The organism is Bradyrhizobium sp. SHOUNA76 (genome assembly GCF_023006445.1).
GTDB lineage: Bacteria > Pseudomonadota > Alphaproteobacteria > Rhizobiales > Xanthobacteraceae > Bradyrhizobium.
This window is the reverse complement of sequence record NZ_JALBHA010000093.1, coordinates 1-16,380: the sequence shown is the minus strand read 5'-3', so window position 1 is coordinate 16,380 and position 16,380 is coordinate 1. Positions and strand designations below refer to the sequence as shown.

Here is a 16,380-nt window from a genome sequence, read left to right as displayed (position 1 = left end):
CGCCGCGCCTGGCGCTGCTGCCGCAGGAGAAGGCCGAGGTCGAGGCCATGATGGCCAAGGCGCTGAAAAGCCGGCCGCGTCTGCCGGATGTGGGGCTCAAGGCGGCCTGACGGGAGGTCTCGTAGGATGGGCGAAGCGAAGCGTGCCCACCACCTGTCTCGATCATCGAAAGATGGTGGGCACGACGCTCCGCGCCTTTGCCCACCCTACAAAGCTGAAGTCGCGGCCCGCTTCTTCTTCGCATTCAGCGCGGACGCCACCCGGCTCACGGGCGGCTTGCCCAGCAGGCCGCTCATCTCGTTGGTCGCGGCCAACAGCCGGTCCATATCGATGCCGGTCCTGACGCCCATGCCTTCGAGCAAATAGACGACGTCCTCGGTCGCGACATTGCCGGTCGCGCCCGGTGCATAGGGACAGCCGCCGAGGCCGCCCGCGGCGGCATCGATGACGCGGACGCCCTCCTCCATCCCCGCATAGAGATTGGCGAGCGCCTGGCCGTAGGTGTCGTGGAAATGCATGGCCAGCTTGCCGGTTGGGATATTGGCGGCAACCGCGCGCAGCATCTCCTTGGCCTTGGCAGGCGTGCCGACGCCGATGGTGTCGCCGAGCGAGATCTCGTAGCAGCCGAGTTCGAACAGCGTGCTCGCGAGATCGGCGACCGCCTTTGGCTTGATCTCGCCGTCGAACGGGCAGCCCAGCACGCAGGAGATATAGCCGCGCACCTTGACGCCATCGGCCTTGGCGCGCGCCAGCACCGGCTTGAAGCGCTCGATGGACTCCGCGACCGTGCAATTGATATTGGCACGGGAAAAGCCTTCGGAGGCCGCAGCGAACACCGAGACCACTTTCGCGCCGGCGGCGCGCGCGGCGTCGTAGCCCTTCTCGTTCGGCACCAGCACGTGGAATTCGGCACCCGTCACATGGGCAACGCCGCGCAGGACGGCGTCCGAGCTCGCCATTTGCGGGATCGCCTTGGGCGAGACGAAGGCGCCGACCTCGACCGTATCGAGACCGGCCGCAACCAGCGCCTCGATGAAGGCGATGCGGGCCTCGACGCTGACCGGAACCTTCTCGTTCTGGAGCCCGTCGCGCGGGCCCATTTCGACGATGCGGACCTGATCGCTCATGTCACTCTCCGGACGGCTCGACCACGGCGAGTTCGACACCCTCCTGCACGATGTCGCCGACCTTGCACTTGATCGATTTCAGCACGCCGGCATAGGGCGCGCGCAGCGTCTGCTCCATCTTCATCACTTCGAGCGTCAGGATCGGTGCGCCCTTCTCGAGCATTGCGCCCTCCTCGGCCAATACCGCGACGACCGTTCCCGGCAAGGGCGCTGCGATCTTGTCCGCGCCGGTCTGCTCCTCGCTCTCGCCGCCGAACGGATCGACCCAGTGCAGGTCGAAGCGACCGTTGCGCGTGCGCAGGTAAAGCTCATGGCCCGAGATCACGGCTGCGACGGACGATTTGACGCCATCAAGCGTCAGATCGAAGCCGCCGTCCTTCGGCGCGATCGCAAACGCCAGCTCGCGGTCGCCGATCACCAGCGTCGACGGCCCGCTGCCGTAGTTCAGCGCGATCTTCTGCTCGGGGCCGTGGCCGACGCGGAATGCGAAATTTCGTTGGCGCCGGCCGACCGGCTGCCAGCCAAACGTCTGCCAGGGTGAATTCGCCTGGGCCCGTGCGGCCTGCTGCTCGTCGTTGATGACAGCGGCCACGGCGGCGCATAGCTCCAGCTCGCCGGGCGCCGGCGCGGCCTGTGTCAGGACCGCCAGCTCGCGCTCGATGAAGCCGGTGTCGATCGCATTCGTCCGCACTTTCGGGTGCGTCATCAGCGCCGACAGGAACGGGACATTGGTGACGATGCCGCGAACGTCGGACTCTTCCAGCCCTCGGTTCAGCCGCTCGATCGCGACATCCCGCGTCGGCGCCCACGCGATCATCTTGGCGAGCATGGCGTCGTAATAGGGCGAGACGCTATCGCCCTCGCGGTAGCCGGCATCGATACGTAAGCCACCAGTCTCCGGCGGCAGACGCCAGGTCGATATCCTGCCGACCGACGGCATGAAGTTCTTGGTCGGGTTTTCCGCGTAGACGCGCGCCTCGACCGCGTGGCCGTTGAGCTTGATCTCGTCCTGCTTCAACGGCAGCTCCTCGCCGAAGGCGACGCGCAACTGCCACTCGACCAGATCGATGCCCGTGATCAGCTCGGTCACGGGATGCTCGACCTGGAGACGGGTGTTCATCTCGATGAAGAACACGTCCTTGCCGTCTGAGACGAATTCGATCGTGCCGGCACCGACATAGTTCACCGCGCCGGCCGCCTTTCGCGCGGCGGCGCAGACCGCCTCGCGCTGGGCCGCGTTGAGCGTCGGCGACGGCGCTTCCTCGATCACTTTCTGGTGCCGGCGCTGCAACGTGCATTCGCGCTCGAACAGCGAGAGCAGATTGCCGTGGCTGTCGCCGATGATCTGCACTTCGATGTGGCGGGGATTGTCGACATATTTTTCGATCAGCATACGGTCGTCGCCGAACGCGGCTTTTGCTTCCCGCTTGGCGCTGACGATCGCGGGCCCAAGTTCGTCCGCCGAGCGCACGATCCGCATGCCGCGGCCGCCGCCGCCCGCGGACGCCTTCACCAGGATCGGGAAACCGACCTTCTCGGCGGCCTTCGCCAGCGTTGCATCGTCCTGCGCGTCGCCGTGATAGCCGGGCACCAGCGGCACGCCGGCCTCCTCCATCAGCGCCTTGGAACCGGACTTCGAGCCCATCGCATTCATCATCCCGGCGGTCGGGCCGACGAAGACGAGCCCGGCCTCGAGGCAGGCGTGCGCGAACTCGGCATTCTCCGACAGGAAGCCGTAGCCGGGGTGCACGGCTTCCGCGCCGGTCTTGCGCGCAGCCTCGATCAGCCGCTCGACATTGAGATAGCTGTCGCGGGCGCGGGCGGGCCCGAGCAGCACGGCTTCATCCGCGAGCGCGACATGCATCGCGTCGCGGTCGGCCTCGGAATAGACCGCGACCGTGCGCAGGCCCATGGCGCGGGCGGTGCGGATGACACGGCAGGCGATCTCGCCGCGGTTGGCGATCAGGAGCGTGCGAAAACGCCGGTAGAGCTTTGAGCGGTCCATCGCATCACATCCTGAACAGGCCGAATTTCGTCGGTTCGATCGGCGCATTCGACGCCGCCGAGAGGCCAAGGCCGAGCACCAGCCGCGTGTCGGCGGGATCGATCACGCCGTCGTCCCACAGCCGCGCGGTCGCGTAATAGGGATGCCCCTGGCTTTCATATTGCGCACGGATGGGCTCGCGGAATTTATCTTCCTCTTGCTTCGACCAGCTATCGCCCTTGGCCTCGATATTGTCGCGCCGAACCTGGCTCAGCACCATCGAGGCCTGCTCGCCGCCCATCACCGAGATGCGTGCGTTCGGCCACATCCAGAGGAAGCGCGGCGAGTAAGCGCGGCCGCACATGCCGTAATTGCCGGCGCCATAGGAGCCGCCGATCACGACGGTAAATTTTGGCACCGAGGCGGTCGCGACCGCCGTCACCAGCTTGGCGCCGTCGCGCGCGATTCCGCCGGCCTCGTATTTCTTGCCGACCATGAAGCCGGTGATGTTCTGCAGGAACACCAAGGGAATGCCGCGCTGGCAGCACAGCTCGATGAAATGCGCGCCCTTCAGCGAGCTCTCGCTGAACAGGATGCCGTTGTTGGCGATGATGCCGACCGGATGGCCCCAGATATGGGCGAAGCCGCACACCAGCGTCGTGCCATAGAGCTTCTTGAACTCGTCGAACTCGGAGCCATCCACCACGCGCGCGATGATATCGCGCACGTCGAACGGCTTGCGACCGTCGACGGGCACCACGCCGTAGATCTCCTCCGCTGCGAACAGCGGCTCGCGCGGCTCGTGCATATTGAGGTTCGGCCGCACCGACGGTTTCAGCGTGCCGACGATGCGCCGCGCGATGCCGATCGCGTGCGCATCGTTCTGTGCGTAATGGTCGGTGACGCCGGATTGACGCGAGTGCACGTCGGCGCCGCCCAGCTCCTCGGCGCTGACGACCTCGCCGGTCGCGGCCTTCACCAGCGGCGGACCACCGAGGAAGATGGTGCCCTGGTTGCGCACGATGATGCTCTCGTCCGACATCGCCGGAACATAGGCGCCGCCGGCTGTGCAGGAGCCCATCACGATCGCGATCTGCGGAATGCCAGCTGAGGACATCTGCGCCTGGTTGTAGAAGATGCGGCCGAAATGGCGCTCGTCCGGGAAGATCTCGTCCTGCAGCGGCAGGAAGGCGCCGCCGGAATCGACCATGTAGACGCAAGGGAGGTTGTTCTGCCGCGCAATGTCCTGCGCGCGCAGATGCTTCTTTACCGTCATCGGGTAATAGGTGCCGCCCTTGATGGTGGCGTCATTGGCGACGATCACACATTCGCGGTCCGCGATGCACCCCACCCCGGTGACGACGCTCGCCGAATGCACGTCGCCGCCATAGAGGCCATACGCCGCGAGCGGCGACAGCTCCAGGAACGACGTGCCGGGATCGACCAGCAGGTCGACGCGTTGCCGTGCCAGCATCTTGCCGCGCGCGGTGTGGCGGTTGCGCGAGACCTCGCCGCCGCCGCCGGCGACCTGACTGAGCTTTTCGCGCAAGTCCGCGACGAGGGTGCGCATGGCCTCGGAATTGCGCGCAAAGTCTGATGAAGACGGATCGATGCTGGAATGGAGCGGCATGATGATTCCAATGAGGTGAAAGTTTTAAGCCGTCTCGGCCATCAGCTCGCGGCCGATCAGCATGCGGCGGACCTCCGAGGTGCCGGCCCCGATCTCGTAGAGTTTTGCGTCGCGCCAGAGACGCCCCACAGGGAATTCGCTGGTGTAGCCGACGCCGCCGAGCGCCTGGATCGCCTCGCCGGCCATCCACGTTGCCTTCTCCGCGGAATAGAGGATCGCAGCAGCCGCATCCTTGCGCAAGCTGCGCGCGTGGTCGGCGCGGTCGCACGCGCGGCCGACCGCATAGACATAGGCGCGCGTGGCCTGCCAGGTCGAATACATGTCGGCGAGCTTGCCCTGCATCAGCTGGAAGTCGCCGATCGGCTGACCGAACTGCTTGCGCTCGTGCATGTAGGGCACCACCGCGTCCATGCAGGCCGCCATGATGCCGAGCGGGCCGCCAGAGAGCACCGCGCGCTCATAATCGAGGCCGGACATCAGCACCTTGACGCCCTCGCCCACCTTGCCCATCACGTTCTCCTCCGGCACCTCGCACTCGTCGAAGAACAAGGGATAGGTGTTGGAGCCGCGCATGCCGAGCTTGTCGAGATGCTGGCCGTGGGTAAACCCCTTGAAGCCCTTCTCGACGAGGAAAGCCGTCATGCCGCGCGGGCCTGCCTCCGGATCGGTCTTGGCGTAGACGACCAGCACGTCAGCGTCGCCGCCATTGGTGATCCACATCTTCGAGCCGTTGAGGACGTAGCGGTCGCCGCGCTTGTCGGCACGCAGCTTCATCGAGACGACGTCAGAACCGGCGCCCGGCTCGGACATCGCGAGCGCGCCGACATATTCGCCGGAAATCAGCTTCGGCAAATAGCGCTGGCGTTGCGCGTCATTGCCGTTGCGGCGGATCTGGTTGACGCAGAGGTTGGAATGGGCGCCATAGGACAGCCCGACCGCGGCCGAGCCGCGCGAAATCTCCTCCATGGCGACGATATGGGCGAGATAGCCCATGCTCGAGCCGCCATATTGCTCCGGCGCCGTCATGCCGAGCAGGCCGAGGTCGCCAAAGCGCTTCCAGAGGTCTGCCGGGAACAGATTGGCCTTCTCGATCTCCGCGGCACGCGGAGTGATCTCCGCCTCCACAAAGGCGCGCAACGTGTCGCGCAGCAGGCTGATGTCTTCGCCCAGATCGAAATCGATGCTCGGGATGTTCAAGGCGATTCCTCCGTATTTTGGGGACCAAACCTAGCGGGGTCAGGGCCCATCTGCGGTCGAAAAGGTTGCATTTTCTGCCAAACTTGGCGAGGATTTTCCTTGGGAGTTCCGATGCCTTTTCAAGCCGCAACCGCGGTCCCGCGCCGCGCCGTCACCCCCGCCGCCTTTGTCCGCGGCGTGGTTGCCGCCTACGCAAGATACGGCCGGGATCCGGCCGAGGCGCTCAGCCGGGGTCAGGTAGCGCCAGACCTTGTCAATTCTCCGGATGGGCGGGTCACGGCCGCCCAGTTCGAGGCCCTGGCAGGCCATGCCATGCGTGAGCTCGACGACGAGGCGCTGGGCTGGTTCTCACGGCGCCTGCCCTTCGGCACCTACGGCATGCTGTGCCGCGCCTCGATCACGGCGCCGACGCTCGATATCGCGCTCAAGCGCTGGTGCCGGCATCACCGCCTGCTCACCGAGGACGTGCTGCTCGATCTCGAGGTTGGCGAAGAGACCGCTATGGTGTCCATCCGGGAGCTGCGCGATCTCGGGCCGTTGCGCGAATTCTGCCTCGTCACCCTGCTCCGCTACGTGCTCGGCTTCTCCTGTTGGGCGGTGGATTCCGCGATTGCGCTGCGTGCGGCAGAATTCCCGTACTCCGAGCCCAACCATGTCTCGGTCTATCCGACCATCTTTTGCCGGAGCATCCGCTTTGACGCGGACTGCGCCCGCATCGTCTTCGACAAGCATTATCTGTCGCTGCCGCTCACGCGCAGCGCCGCCGATCTCGACAACATGCTCAAGGGCGCGCTCAGGCTGACCGTGCTGCCCTATCGGCGCGACCGGCTGCTGGTCGAGCGTGTCCGCCGCGTGCTCCGCAATGCGCGCGGACGTAGCCTCGGGGCCGAGGACGTCGCGAGCGAGCTTGCGCTCTCCACCCGCACCATGCATCGGCGGCTGCGCGAGGAAGCAACCTCGCTGCGCGATCTCAAGGAAGAGGCAAAATTCGAACTGGCAAAACAGGAGCTGATGCGTGGCCGCACCCCGATCAAACGCATCGCGGAGATCGCCGGATTCCGCAACGAGAAGAGCTTTTCGCGCGCCTTCCGCAGCTGGACCGGCGCTAGCCCGCGCGAATTCCGCGGCCGCTATCGGTGAGGCGCGCAGGCCTCACGCCGCCGTCTCGACGTCCGAACCGGTCAGCGCCTTGACGGCGTCTTCGAGCGCCTTGGCATTATCGGTCAATTGCTGCTCGGATAGCTTCATCATCTGTGCGACGCGCGCGCAGCTCCGCGACAGGAATTCGATGTTGAGCAGCCGCATGGCCTTGATGATCGTGCGGTAACGTTCGACATCCGAACCGACAAGGCCCGGCCGGATGACGGTTTTTCCATCGGTCGACAGCCCCAGCGATTTGTACATCTCGCGTTCCAGGATCGGCCAATCGTCGAGCAGACGCGACATCTTCTCGCTTTCGACGTCGTCGAATCCCGCCAGAAAATCTTCCGTACTGAAATTGCCGCGTGTCCGCGATTCAACCGTCAGATCCTCGATCACGCGTGGGATCTGCTGGATCCGGCGCTCGCGCTCGTCGGACGATAGCGCGTCGGCGGAGAATTTCTGGATGATCTCGGACCTGAACCGGTAGCCCATGCGGATGGCGGTCAATAGCGAGAGCAGCTTGCTCGACAATCCGGTCAGCGGCCCGCCGACCTCCTCGATCGCCAGGAATTCGCAGCGATAGTCGCCATCGCCCTGGACACGAGCTCGGTGCAGCAAGGTCCGGTAGCGCCGGCCGCCGCGCCCGATCAGCACGGCCTGCGGCGCAATGAACTCGTTCTCGCGCGCCGCAAGCAGTATCTGCGCGGTTTCCTCAAGCCATTTGTAGACGAAGTTCTGCCTTCCAGTTTCCGTATTTGCCAGCTTCTGGACCTTGCACCAGAGCACGGACTGCGCCTGGATGGTGAAGAGATCGCCGAGCACATTGTCTTCGCCGGTGAACTGGGCCGCAGGTGGAATCTGCCCATGGGCGAGTTCGGCGTCGGATGCCACGAAGTGTACGCGCGGATAGCCGTCGAATTCGCGAATCTCGCCGAACAGACCGCTATCCAGCTTGCCGACCAGCCCGCGCAACTCGTTGGCATCGACGTCGATGGCGTTCCTCTCGAAAACGCCGATCAACTCCCTGATGAGTTGATCCTTGCTCGTCAGCATCTGCAAGTGGCTGAGCGGACCCGGCGGGTTCACGTTCGGGCGGATCAGGCAGAAGATCCGGCGATCGGTGGCTGCCGGCTTTGCGGCGGCAAAATATCCGGCTTCATAAAAGCACCAGGACCAGTCCTCGTAGGGCGCGCCGTAAAGCAGAAACAGGCTTTGCGCTGTGCGAAGATGATGCTCGATAGAGGGCCGCCATTCATTGCCGCGCGGGATGTCCTCCGAAATGAAGACATCGATTTGTCCATGCGAAGCGGTTTCAATGACCTTCTTCATCGCACGGGCTGTCCGGCCGTATTCAGACCGGTGGCTGATGAAAATCGGGTTGGGAGCCATGACGCGCTTCCCCTGGGTACAATCCGGCCCATTTACAATTCGGGCGATCTCTGGGAAGCATGGACCCGCGCAGATTGCTGCTCTGTGAAGGAGTTCACACGGCCGCATCTAATTTTGGGGCCGACGTACTTACGCTTCAGCATTGCCAGGGGCTGAGGCTTGCGCTGAGACGTGCACGCGATCTCGCGCGCCTCTCATGAATTTACGGCCCCCGAGATAAAAACCTCGGAGGCCGCAACCCCCTCGAAACCGGGTTCGAATTCGGGCGTCAGTTGGAGTTGGTCTGCGCGCCGGGTCGAAGCTTGGTGCGCGACTGCGAGTGCTTCGGCTGATAAGCGAGAGAATCGTTGGTGCTCTTCGCACCGCTCTGCGAACACACGCCGCCGATACCACCGGCCGCAGCGCGGCAGGTCTCCATCGTCGGATAGCCGCAACCGTGAGCGGCCTGGGCGCCGTTGGTGATGCAGTATTCTTCCGCCTGCGCGGCCGGCGCGGTCATCAAGAGAAACGCGGAGGCGAACAGCGTCGCAGTGGATGCGACGAACGTCTTCGAGGTCGAGGTCATCTTGTCTTTTCCTGCTTCAGGGTCCCACAAAAGAGTCCTCGGCATGCGACGCAGGCTGAGGGTTCACACCTGGCATCTAGGCGGCGCACTGGTTCCGGCAAACACGGTTCGGCGCATTGCAGGACTTCGTAAATCACATGTCACAGTTATGTGAGCTACTCAGTTTTTGTGACGGTGTACTGCTTTTATGAGCCGGCACGCCGGGAGCGGGTGTCCCCTAACCCGCCGACGCAGCTGCCGCGACGTCCTGCAACGGCAGCGGGGTATCCTTGGCAACCCCCAACACAGGGAAGCTGCGAACGTTCTTCACATCAGGCATTGCTGCGAAATGCAGCAGCTGCCGGTGCATGCTCTCGACGCTCGGCGCCACGCATTTGAGGAGATAGTCGGTGTCGCCTGAAATCCGCCAGCACTGCTGGATGCGCGGGATCGCAGCGATCGAGCTCTCGAACGCCTCCAGCACCGGCTGGGCCTGGCTGCCGAGCTGGATCGAGACGAACGATACCACCTCATAGCCGAGCCGCCGCTCGTCGATGACGGCGCGCACCGCCCGGATCACGCCGCGGCTGAACAGCGATTTCAGCCGCCGCAGGCAGTTGGGCGCGGAGACACCGACGCGCAGCGCCAGCTCGTTGTTGCGGATACGCCCGTCCGCTTGCAGCTCCGAGAGGATCTTCAGATCGACGCCGTCGAGCTGGTCACGCCCGGCCATACCCCAACCTCGTCATGGTCGTGTCATGCGAGGCAGCGAAGCACGCGGGAGATTTGGTGCCAAGGGCGATTGGAGGCCGGGACTTACATTCGCCAGGGCGTGTCAACTGTTTACGAACGATCGTGCAGCCCCGAATCCAAGACCGTAAAGCTTAGCCGTTTGCCGAGTGGCTTGCGTCGAATTTTGGCTAGCCCGCGCTCGACACAATAGCTGGCTACCGGAGATGGCCTGCCGTCGATCCTCATTAGCCCGCTGTGCGAGCCCCGACGCTCGGCGTTGAGCCAGCGCAAAAAGGGCATCGCCGCGCATGCTTCTTTCGTTTGTCGCTGCTCATGGCGTGTTCTCGGACCAGGCGTCTGCCGCCCCCTCAATGCGTCCAGGGCTCGCCGCGGCGGAACGAGAAATTGTCGGCATAGGCGACCGGGCGACGGATCGAATCCTGCGGCTCGATCACCTGGTAGGCGATGCCCTTGCGCTCGCAATAGGCGATCGCCTCCTCCTTGGAGGGGAAGCGCAGCGTGATCTGCTGCTTCATGTCACCTGACGACGTCCAGCCCATCAGCGGCTCGACCGAACGCGGCAGCTCCGGTTCGTAGTCGAGCTGCCATTCCCTGGTCTTGGAGCGTCCGGATTGCATCGCGTTCTTGGCGGGCTTGAAAATCCGTGCGGTCATTAGCGGTCCGGCCTCTTCGTCTTTATCGTTCGATTTCGATGCGTCACGGTAGCAGTTGGTGGAAACCTCAGGGATAGTATAGAGACACCGATTGGGAACTGATCGGTGATTCCGGGGCCCCGGCACCCTCGCCTACGGTATAGTCATTATGCTGCACCGTGACAATTGCGTACCCGCCTTCCGCGCTGGGGTCCCGCCCGGCGGCACTGGCTTGCCGACATCAGTGTAACCGTCCCCTCCGAGAGCTCCCGTCGCATGTCCTTCCTGAACATCAACGCCACGCTCCCTGACAAAGGCCGTGACCTCAGGCTCGACCTGTTTCGAGGGGTCGCGAATTGGGCGATCTTCCTCGACCACATTCCGGACAACGTCGTGAACTGGATCACGACGCGCAATTACGGCTTTTCCGACGCCGCGGACCTGTTCGTCTTCATCTCCGGCTACACCGCCTCCTTCGTCTATGCACGGATGATGCTGGACCGCGGCTTCCTCGTCGGCGCCACCAGGCTCACCAAGCGGGTGTGGCAGCTATACGTCGCCCACATCATCCTGTTCGTGATCTATATCGCCTCGATCAGCTATCTGGCGCTGCGCTTCGGCGATTCCGAGATGATCAACGAGTTCAACGTCGCCGGCCTCGTCGACAACGCCACCGAGACGCTTCGCCAGGGCCTGTTCCTCCGCTTCAAGCCGCTCAATCTCGACGTGCTGCCGCTCTACATCGTGCTGATGGGGCTGTTTCCGCCGGTGCTGTGGTTCATGCTGCGCAAGCCCGACCTCACGATGGTGCTGTCGATCGTGCTGTGGCTGGTCGCGCGTCACTTCGGCTGGAATCTGAACGCCTATCCGGCCGGCCAGTGGTACTTCAACCCCTATTGCTGGCAGGTGCTGTTCGTGTTCGGCGCCTGGTGCGCGATGGGCGGCGCGCGCCGCTCGATGACGCTGATCAACGCGCCGGTCACGCTCTACCTCTGCCTCGGCTATCTCCTGTTCGCGCTGGTCATGACCATGGCCGGCCGCTTCCCCACTTTCGGCGGCATGTTTCCGGAGTGGCTGTTTTCGGCCTTCAACCCGAACGACAAGACCAACCTCGCGCCCTATCGCTTCATCCACTTCGTCGTGATCGTGATCCTCGTGATCCGCTTCGTGCCGAAGGAATGGCCGGGGCTCGAATGGAAGGTGTTCGATCCCTTGATCGTCTGCGGCCAGCAGTCGCTCGCCGTGTTCTGCGTCGGCGTGTTCCTGTCCTTCGTCGGCCATTTCGAACTGTCGATGAGCTCGGGCTCGCTGCTCGCGCAGATCTTCGTGAGCGTCGCCGGCATCGCGATCATGACGACGGTGGCCTATTACATCTCGTGGTCGAAGAAGCAGGACAAGCCGCTGAAGCCGCCGCCGCCCAAGCCGGGGGCAACCGCGACGAAGGCCGCCTGAGCCGGGAGCGCTGCCGTTCTACGCTGACGCGCGATGTTGGCTCATTCCAGGCTCATTGCGCTTCAGGCCGCTTCCTCGCCGTCGAACTCGGTGAATTTCCTGTAGATCCAATCGCGGCCGTCATGACGGCGCCAGACCTTGCCGACCACGAGCTGCCCGTTGATCGAGCGGCGGGGCACGATCACGGTCCAGAGGTGCCAGATCTCGCTCCAGCTCGATTGCGGATCGGCGGTTTTGAAGTTGCGATCGAAAGACATGGCGCAGAACTCACAGGATACGCGCGCTGCGACGAACCGTGACCTTGTGTGAGCACGAATTGCAGGTAGCCCATCGCGAGCCGGAATCGATCTGATAACGATCGCCAAGGCTGCCGCAACAACCGCTCATCCTTAACCTAACCGATCAACCTTACCTCTCGTGGCTTCGGACCGGAATCGGTTGAAAAAGAGCGTCGATCTTTTTAGAGTGTTTCGTGATTTGAGATGGCCGCGCCAGGCGCGTGGCAATTTGATTGAGCTGACGTCACATTTTGTAATTGAATTTCGAGACGATTCGTCGGGACGACCAAAATGAATTTGCACTATGCACGTCTGCGCCTGGCGCTGCGAATGATGGCGGTCGCAAAGACGCCGGCGCAAGAGGCGCCGCAAGCCGCCAACGACAACCAGATGGTCTGGCCGTTCGTCCCGTTTCCGCCGGGCTGGCACGCCTCGGGTTGATCGGCCGGATCTGACAAAAATGGCGTCCGAAAAGCGCAACGCCGCGCAAGCGGAATATCATCGCTTGGCGGCGTCCGTTTAGACATTGGGCGCTGAAATCCCCAACACACATATGTCTTTGGCGACAGCCAAAGGTTCGATGCGGCGTCGGCAATTCTGCCCCAGTCTCAGGCGCGCCGCGATCGGATCAGGGGCCGGCGCTTGCGCTTGACGCAGCCTGGGCATCGGACTGAAGCGTGCGTCGCGCGCCTCGTCGAGGTCTGGACGCTCGGTCATGCCGATGCGGGCAGAATTCCATTGTCGCGCCCTTCGCCGGACAGCAACCAATCACTGCGCACCGCGTTGCAGCTTTTTCCCGTCCATCAGGGGCATCCGAGGTGTCCGCGATCCGCGCGCGCCCGCCTGCCCTCATGTCCATGTGAGCTGGAGCGCGGCCGGTGAATTTTCGTGAACGAGCCGAAACCAATGAACAGCAGGCAGCAGGGCAAGCGTGCCACGTCGATACGCCTGAGAAAGTCGCCGAGACGCCGGAGCCCGGAAGCTCTCTGCTCGCGTTCTGTGGGCTCGGCATTGCGGGGATAGCGATGCTGGGCTGGATCTGCGCCCTCGCCTGGATCGCCTGGCGCCTGGTCAATTGGCTCTTATTCTGAACGCAGCGCCGGGAAGCCAGAGGCTCAAGCCGGTGGGCATCGGGCTTGAAGATCCCCCGGGGGGAGGTCGGGACTGGTCGGGGCAGCTGGATTCGAACCAACGACCTGCAGTACCCAAAACTGCCGCGCTACCAGGCTGCGCTATACCCCGAATGTCCGGCGAGCCCCGTCGATACACGCTTCCAAAGGCGCCAGCAAGCTTACAGACTCGCGCCAGCAAGGCTGGCAACGCCCCTCGCCTGCCCGCCCTATTTGCTGCCGAACAGCGGGTGGCCGACGCGGTCGCCGGGGCGGATGCCGTATTTCTGCGCCGTTCCCGCCACCACCTCCAGCACGGCCCGGGCGGGCCCCCGGGACGAGATGATCTTCGTCGACATCGGCTCGGTGTTCTCGGCGATGCGCAGGATGCGGCCGTTGGCGCCGATGAAGATCATGTCGAGCGAGACATAGGTGTTCTTCATCCACATCGAAATTTCCTGCTCGGGATTGAAGTCGAACAGCATGCCTCTGCCGTCGGCCAATTCCTTGCGGTACATCAGGCCGGTCTGCTTCTCCTCCTCGGTCGTCGCCATTTCCACCGAGAACACCTGCACCCCGTTCTTGGTGACGATCTCCAGCGGCTGGAAGCTGGCGGCGCCGGCGGGCACGCTGGCGACGGCACAGCCGGCGATGACGAGGATGGCGGCAAGCCAGCCCTTCAGAGCGGACCAGACAGCGTTCCGATCAAGATTCATGGGTGACACTCGAGGCGTGGGACGGGAACCAGTCCTTACGCGGCGATCGCCTGAAAAGCCAGAGGCGCGCCGGCCTGCCAGCGCGCCTCTGCTCACGATTGCGGGACCCGTAATAGCGGCAGTAGGCGCCCTTAGTGCGACTGCAATCCCGGCGATCCGGTCTCGGGATGGATCTCGGCCGCCATCATGCCCTTGGAGCCGGGCCCGAAGCGGACCAGAACATACTGGCCGGGCCTGAGCTCGGTCATGCCGAAGCGGCGCAGCGTCTCCATGTGCACGAAGATGTCGGGCGTACCCTCGCCGCACGTCAGGAAGCCGAAGCCGCGCAGCCGATTGAACCATTTGACCTGGGCCCGTTCCAGCCCGCTGGTCGCGGTGACCGTGACATGGGTGCGCGGCGGAAGCATCTGCGCCGGATGGATCGCGGTCGACTCGTCCATCGAGACCACGCGGAACGCCTGGTAACCCTTGGCGCGCTGAATGCACTCGACGACGATGCGGGCGCCTTCATAGGCGGTCTGAAAGCCGTCGCGCCTGAGCACGGTAACGTGCAGGAGCACGTCCGGCCAGCCATTGTCGGGAACGATGAAGCCGTAGCCTTTGGAGGCGTCGAACCATTTGATGACGCCATGGACTTCGACGAGATTGGCGCTGGCCTCACCCAACCCGCTGAAGGGACTGAGCGCACTGTCGCGACCGGCGCTGCCGTGTTCGCCCGGCGCGATCCGCCCGGACGATACTCCCTGCCCGGGAACTCCGAGCTTCTTCGACTCAAATCCGTCCGACGACCCCATAACCCCGGACCCCACACTGCCATGCAACCCGCCACATTGGCGGCGCTCGAATCACGCGTCTTAAGAGAATGTTCTCAATTGGACGCGACGCGAATCTTTCGACTCAAAAGATAACACTCCCGGTTGCGAGGCATAGATAAAAAAGAGATTCGCCGGAACCTATGAACAGCTTGCACAGCCGCGAATCAAACTGATGCCTCAATTGCCAGCAAAGGGACCGAGCGTTTCGCCGATGTCGTGGTGGATGACGAGGTCGGCGATGTCGTCCTGTTCGGTCGGCTCGCGATTGATGATCACCAGACGTGCACCGGCGTTCTTCGCCATCATCGGAAAGCCCGCCGCCGGCCAGACCACGAGCGAGGAACCGATCGCGATGAAGAGGTCGCAGGCGCGCGACAACGCGGTCGCGCGCTGCATTTCCTCGTCCGGCATCATCTGGCCGAAGGAGATCGTGGCGGTCTTCACCGGCTCCTCGCAGACGGTACAATTGGGCGCGACGCCGTCGCCGTCGAAGCGACGCTTCACCCAGTCGAGCGGATAGGCCTGTCCGCATCCGATACAACGCGCATAAGTGGTATTGCCGTGAAGTTCAACCACGTGCTCGCCGGCGAAGCCGGAGGCCTGGTGCAGATTGTCGATGTTCTGGGTAATGACGGCGGGAATTTTGCCCGCGCGGTAGAGCGAGGCCAGCGCGCGATGGCCGCGGCCGGGCTTCGCCGCCGCAAAGACCTCCTCCATCGCAAAACGGCGACGCCAGGATTCGTCTCGCGCTGACTGGCTCGCGACGAATTCGTCGAACGGGATCGGACGGTTGCGCGTCCAAATTCCGCCGGGCGAACGGAAGTCGGGAATGCCGCACTCGGTCGAGATGCCGGCGCCGGTGAAGGGCACGATGGTCCTGGCCTCGGCGATCATGTCGCCGAGCCGTTCAACGCCGCTCTGAAGATCCGATGCAATCAAATCGCGGCCTCCCGATTCGTTTTTGCCCTGGCAGCAACATGCGCAAGCGGCAAGATTGTTGACGCTCTTATCAAGCGCTAACGCAATGCGCTCGGCAATTTTTTCCGGCCTTCGCATATCACAATCCTGCAATGCCTCGTCCCCATTGACGCCCCATTCAGGAGGATCAATGGATGTGTGAATGCGACTCAAGATGATGCGGCGGCAGTACTTGAGCTCAGTAGTAGAAACCGAGGGGATGGCCATGACCGAAGACGAAGAACGCAAAGCCCGTGAGCGCGATGAGATCGCCGCCCGTGTTGCCGCCTTCCGTGCCACGCAGGAAAAATTCAAGCGTGAGCGCGAGGAGTATTTCGTGTCGACGCTAGAGAACGCCCGCAAGGTCGAGCGGCCCTCGCTTTGGCCGTAAGATACGCCTGATCGATGCGCATGAAAAAAGCCCGGAGCATCGCCCCGGGCTTTTCGCTTGCCACTTACCAATGGCGCCAGTGGTGGTGGTGCCGGTAGTAAGGGCCGCCGCCGTAATAGGCGTAGGGGCCAGACCCGTAATAGTAGCCGGGCCCGTCATAATAGCCGTAACGGGGACCGTAATAGCCGTACGGATGCGACGCTGCGACCGCTCCCGCGGTGATCGCGCCGGCGGCGAGGCCGAATGCGAGGCCCGGGCCGATG

At 63.7% G+C, this 16,380-nt stretch carries 18 protein-coding genes and 1 tRNA gene; 5 read left to right on the top strand and 14 right to left on the bottom strand.

The annotated features are described in order from the left end of the window. Positions 1–206: 206 nt before the first annotated feature. From MOV74_RS13595 to MOV74_RS13580, 4 genes are read right to left on the bottom strand one after another with little or no spacing between them, the layout of a single operon-like run. On the bottom strand, positions 207–1,127 hold the full coding sequence (locus MOV74_RS13595; protein ID WP_246922556.1) for a hydroxymethylglutaryl-CoA lyase: 921 nt from the start codon (positions 1,125–1,127) through the stop codon (positions 207–209). A 1-nt stretch (position 1,128) separates the two neighbouring features. Further along, the gene (locus tag MOV74_RS13590) at positions 1,129–3,132 is read right to left on the bottom strand and encodes an acetyl/propionyl/methylcrotonyl-CoA carboxylase subunit alpha (protein ID WP_246922553.1); all 2,004 of its coding nucleotides are present in this window, start codon (positions 3,130–3,132) and stop codon (positions 1,129–1,131) included. Between the two features lie 4 nt (positions 3,133–3,136). After that, the gene (locus tag MOV74_RS13585) at positions 3,137–4,741 is read right to left on the bottom strand and encodes a carboxyl transferase domain-containing protein (protein WP_246922550.1); all 1,605 of its coding nucleotides are present in this window, start codon (positions 4,739–4,741) and stop codon (positions 3,137–3,139) included. A 24-nt stretch (positions 4,742–4,765) separates the two neighbouring features. Then, positions 4,766–5,938 (bottom strand): isovaleryl-CoA dehydrogenase, encoded by a 1,173-nt coding sequence (locus tag MOV74_RS13580; RefSeq protein ID WP_246922548.1) that lies wholly within the window; start codon positions 5,936–5,938, stop codon positions 4,766–4,768. 111 nt (positions 5,939–6,049) lie between these two features. Here MOV74_RS13580 and MOV74_RS13575 point away from each other — a divergent pair, with 111 nt between their 5' ends. Then, entirely contained in the window at positions 6,050–7,078 is a 1,029-nt protein-coding gene (locus MOV74_RS13575; protein WP_246922547.1) for an AraC family transcriptional regulator, read from the top strand. A gap of 12 nt (positions 7,079–7,090) precedes the next feature. On the opposite strand, the gene MOV74_RS13570 is transcribed toward MOV74_RS13575, so the two are convergent. From MOV74_RS13570 to MOV74_RS13555, 4 genes are all read right to left on the bottom strand, one after another. Beyond that, a complete protein-coding gene (locus MOV74_RS13570) occupies positions 7,091–8,470 on the bottom strand; it encodes a toll/interleukin-1 receptor domain-containing protein (RefSeq protein WP_258719530.1) in 1,380 nt (459 codons plus the stop codon). Positions 8,471–8,738: 268 nt separating this feature from the next. Then, a complete protein-coding gene (locus MOV74_RS13565) occupies positions 8,739–9,035 on the bottom strand; it encodes a DUF3551 domain-containing protein (protein WP_246922543.1) in 297 nt (98 codons plus the stop codon). 217 nt (positions 9,036–9,252) lie between these two features. Further along, positions 9,253–9,747, bottom strand: a complete 495-nt coding sequence (locus MOV74_RS13560) for an Lrp/AsnC family transcriptional regulator (protein WP_246922541.1) — start codon at positions 9,745–9,747, stop codon at positions 9,253–9,255. Between the two features lie 367 nt (positions 9,748–10,114). Further along, positions 10,115–10,420 carry an ETC complex I subunit gene (locus MOV74_RS13555; protein WP_246922539.1) on the bottom strand — a complete coding sequence of 102 codons (306 nt, stop codon included), beginning with the start codon at positions 10,418–10,420 and terminating at the stop codon, positions 10,115–10,117. Positions 10,421–10,675: 255 nt separating this feature from the next. On the opposite strand from MOV74_RS13555, the gene MOV74_RS13550 reads away from it, so the two are divergent. After that, positions 10,676–11,851, top strand: a complete 1,176-nt coding sequence (locus MOV74_RS13550) for an OpgC domain-containing protein (protein ID WP_246922538.1) — start codon at positions 10,676–10,678, stop codon at positions 11,849–11,851. Positions 11,852–11,913: 62 nt separating this feature from the next. Here MOV74_RS13550 and MOV74_RS13545 read toward each other — a convergent pair whose 3' ends face one another. Next, positions 11,914–12,108 carry a hypothetical protein gene (locus MOV74_RS13545; protein ID WP_246922536.1) on the bottom strand — a complete coding sequence of 65 codons (195 nt, stop codon included), beginning with the start codon at positions 12,106–12,108 and terminating at the stop codon, positions 11,914–11,916. Positions 12,109–12,420: 312 nt separating this feature from the next. Between MOV74_RS13545 and MOV74_RS13540 the strand changes: the two genes are divergently transcribed. Both MOV74_RS13540 and MOV74_RS13535 read left to right on the top strand, forming a co-directional pair. Next, positions 12,421–12,570 (top strand): hypothetical protein, encoded by a 150-nt coding sequence (locus MOV74_RS13540; protein WP_246922534.1) that lies wholly within the window; start codon positions 12,421–12,423, stop codon positions 12,568–12,570. A gap of 437 nt (positions 12,571–13,007) precedes the next feature. Beyond that, complete coding sequence (locus MOV74_RS13535; RefSeq protein WP_246922532.1) at positions 13,008–13,220, top strand: RNA-binding protein; 213 nt, start codon at positions 13,008–13,010, stop codon at positions 13,218–13,220. Between the two features lie 74 nt (positions 13,221–13,294). Here the strand turns inward: MOV74_RS13535 and MOV74_RS13530 are convergent. From MOV74_RS13530 to MOV74_RS13515, 4 genes are all read right to left on the bottom strand, one after another. Beyond that, positions 13,295–13,371: transfer RNA gene (locus MOV74_RS13530), tRNA-Pro, on the bottom strand. Positions 13,372–13,468: 97 nt separating this feature from the next. Then, positions 13,469–13,954, bottom strand: coding sequence for a DUF192 domain-containing protein (locus MOV74_RS13525; protein WP_246922530.1), 486 nt, complete (start codon positions 13,952–13,954; stop codon positions 13,469–13,471). Positions 13,955–14,085: 131 nt separating this feature from the next. Then, positions 14,086–14,748, bottom strand: a complete 663-nt coding sequence (locus MOV74_RS13520; RefSeq protein WP_246922528.1) for a cold-shock protein — start codon at positions 14,746–14,748, stop codon at positions 14,086–14,088. Positions 14,749–14,946: 198 nt separating this feature from the next. Further along, positions 14,947–15,708, bottom strand: coding sequence for an NAD-dependent protein deacetylase (locus tag MOV74_RS13515; protein ID WP_246922559.1), 762 nt, complete (start codon positions 15,706–15,708; stop codon positions 14,947–14,949). Positions 15,709–15,952: 244 nt separating this feature from the next. Here MOV74_RS13515 and MOV74_RS13510 point away from each other — a divergent pair, with 244 nt between their 5' ends. Beyond that, the gene (locus MOV74_RS13510; protein ID WP_162832225.1) at positions 15,953–16,117 is read left to right on the top strand and encodes a hypothetical protein; all 165 of its coding nucleotides are present in this window, start codon (positions 15,953–15,955) and stop codon (positions 16,115–16,117) included. Positions 16,118–16,181: 64 nt separating this feature from the next. Here the strand turns inward: MOV74_RS13510 and MOV74_RS13505 are convergent. Continuing rightward, positions 16,182–16,380: hypothetical protein (locus MOV74_RS13505; protein WP_246922526.1), on the bottom strand; the 199-nt coding region annotated here is incomplete at its 5' end.

Coding starts and splice junctions, on each gene's coding strand:
- MOV74_RS13510 (WP_162832225.1), top strand. CDS start 15,953: ATGACCGAAGACGAAGAACGCAAAGCCCGTGAGCGCGATGAGATCGCC.
- MOV74_RS13575 (WP_246922547.1), top strand. CDS start 6,050: ATGCCTTTTCAAGCCGCAACCGCGGTCCCGCGCCGCGCCGTCACCCCC.
- MOV74_RS13590 (WP_246922553.1), bottom strand. CDS start 3,132: ATGGACCGCTCAAAGCTCTACCGGCGTTTTCGCACGCTCCTGATCGCC.
- MOV74_RS13570 (WP_258719530.1), bottom strand. CDS start 8,470: ATGGCTCCCAACCCGATTTTCATCAGCCACCGGTCTGAATACGGCCGG.
- MOV74_RS13555 (WP_246922539.1), bottom strand. CDS start 10,420: ATGACCGCACGGATTTTCAAGCCCGCCAAGAACGCGATGCAATCCGGA.
- MOV74_RS13595 (WP_246922556.1), bottom strand. CDS start 1,127: ATGAGCGATCAGGTCCGCATCGTCGAAATGGGCCCGCGCGACGGGCTC.
- MOV74_RS13585 (WP_246922550.1), bottom strand. CDS start 4,741: ATGCCGCTCCATTCCAGCATCGATCCGTCTTCATCAGACTTTGCGCGC.
- MOV74_RS13540 (WP_246922534.1), top strand. CDS start 12,421: ATGAATTTGCACTATGCACGTCTGCGCCTGGCGCTGCGAATGATGGCG.
- MOV74_RS13525 (WP_246922530.1), bottom strand. CDS start 13,954: ATGAATCTTGATCGGAACGCTGTCTGGTCCGCTCTGAAGGGCTGGCTT.
- MOV74_RS13520 (WP_246922528.1), bottom strand. CDS start 14,748: ATGGGGTCGTCGGACGGATTTGAGTCGAAGAAGCTCGGAGTTCCCGGG.
- MOV74_RS13545 (WP_246922536.1), bottom strand. CDS start 12,108: ATGTCTTTCGATCGCAACTTCAAAACCGCCGATCCGCAATCGAGCTGG.
- MOV74_RS13550 (WP_246922538.1), top strand. CDS start 10,676: ATGTCCTTCCTGAACATCAACGCCACGCTCCCTGACAAAGGCCGTGAC.
- MOV74_RS13560 (WP_246922541.1), bottom strand. CDS start 9,747: ATGGCCGGGCGTGACCAGCTCGACGGCGTCGATCTGAAGATCCTCTCG.
- MOV74_RS13565 (WP_246922543.1), bottom strand. CDS start 9,035: ATGACCTCGACCTCGAAGACGTTCGTCGCATCCACTGCGACGCTGTTC.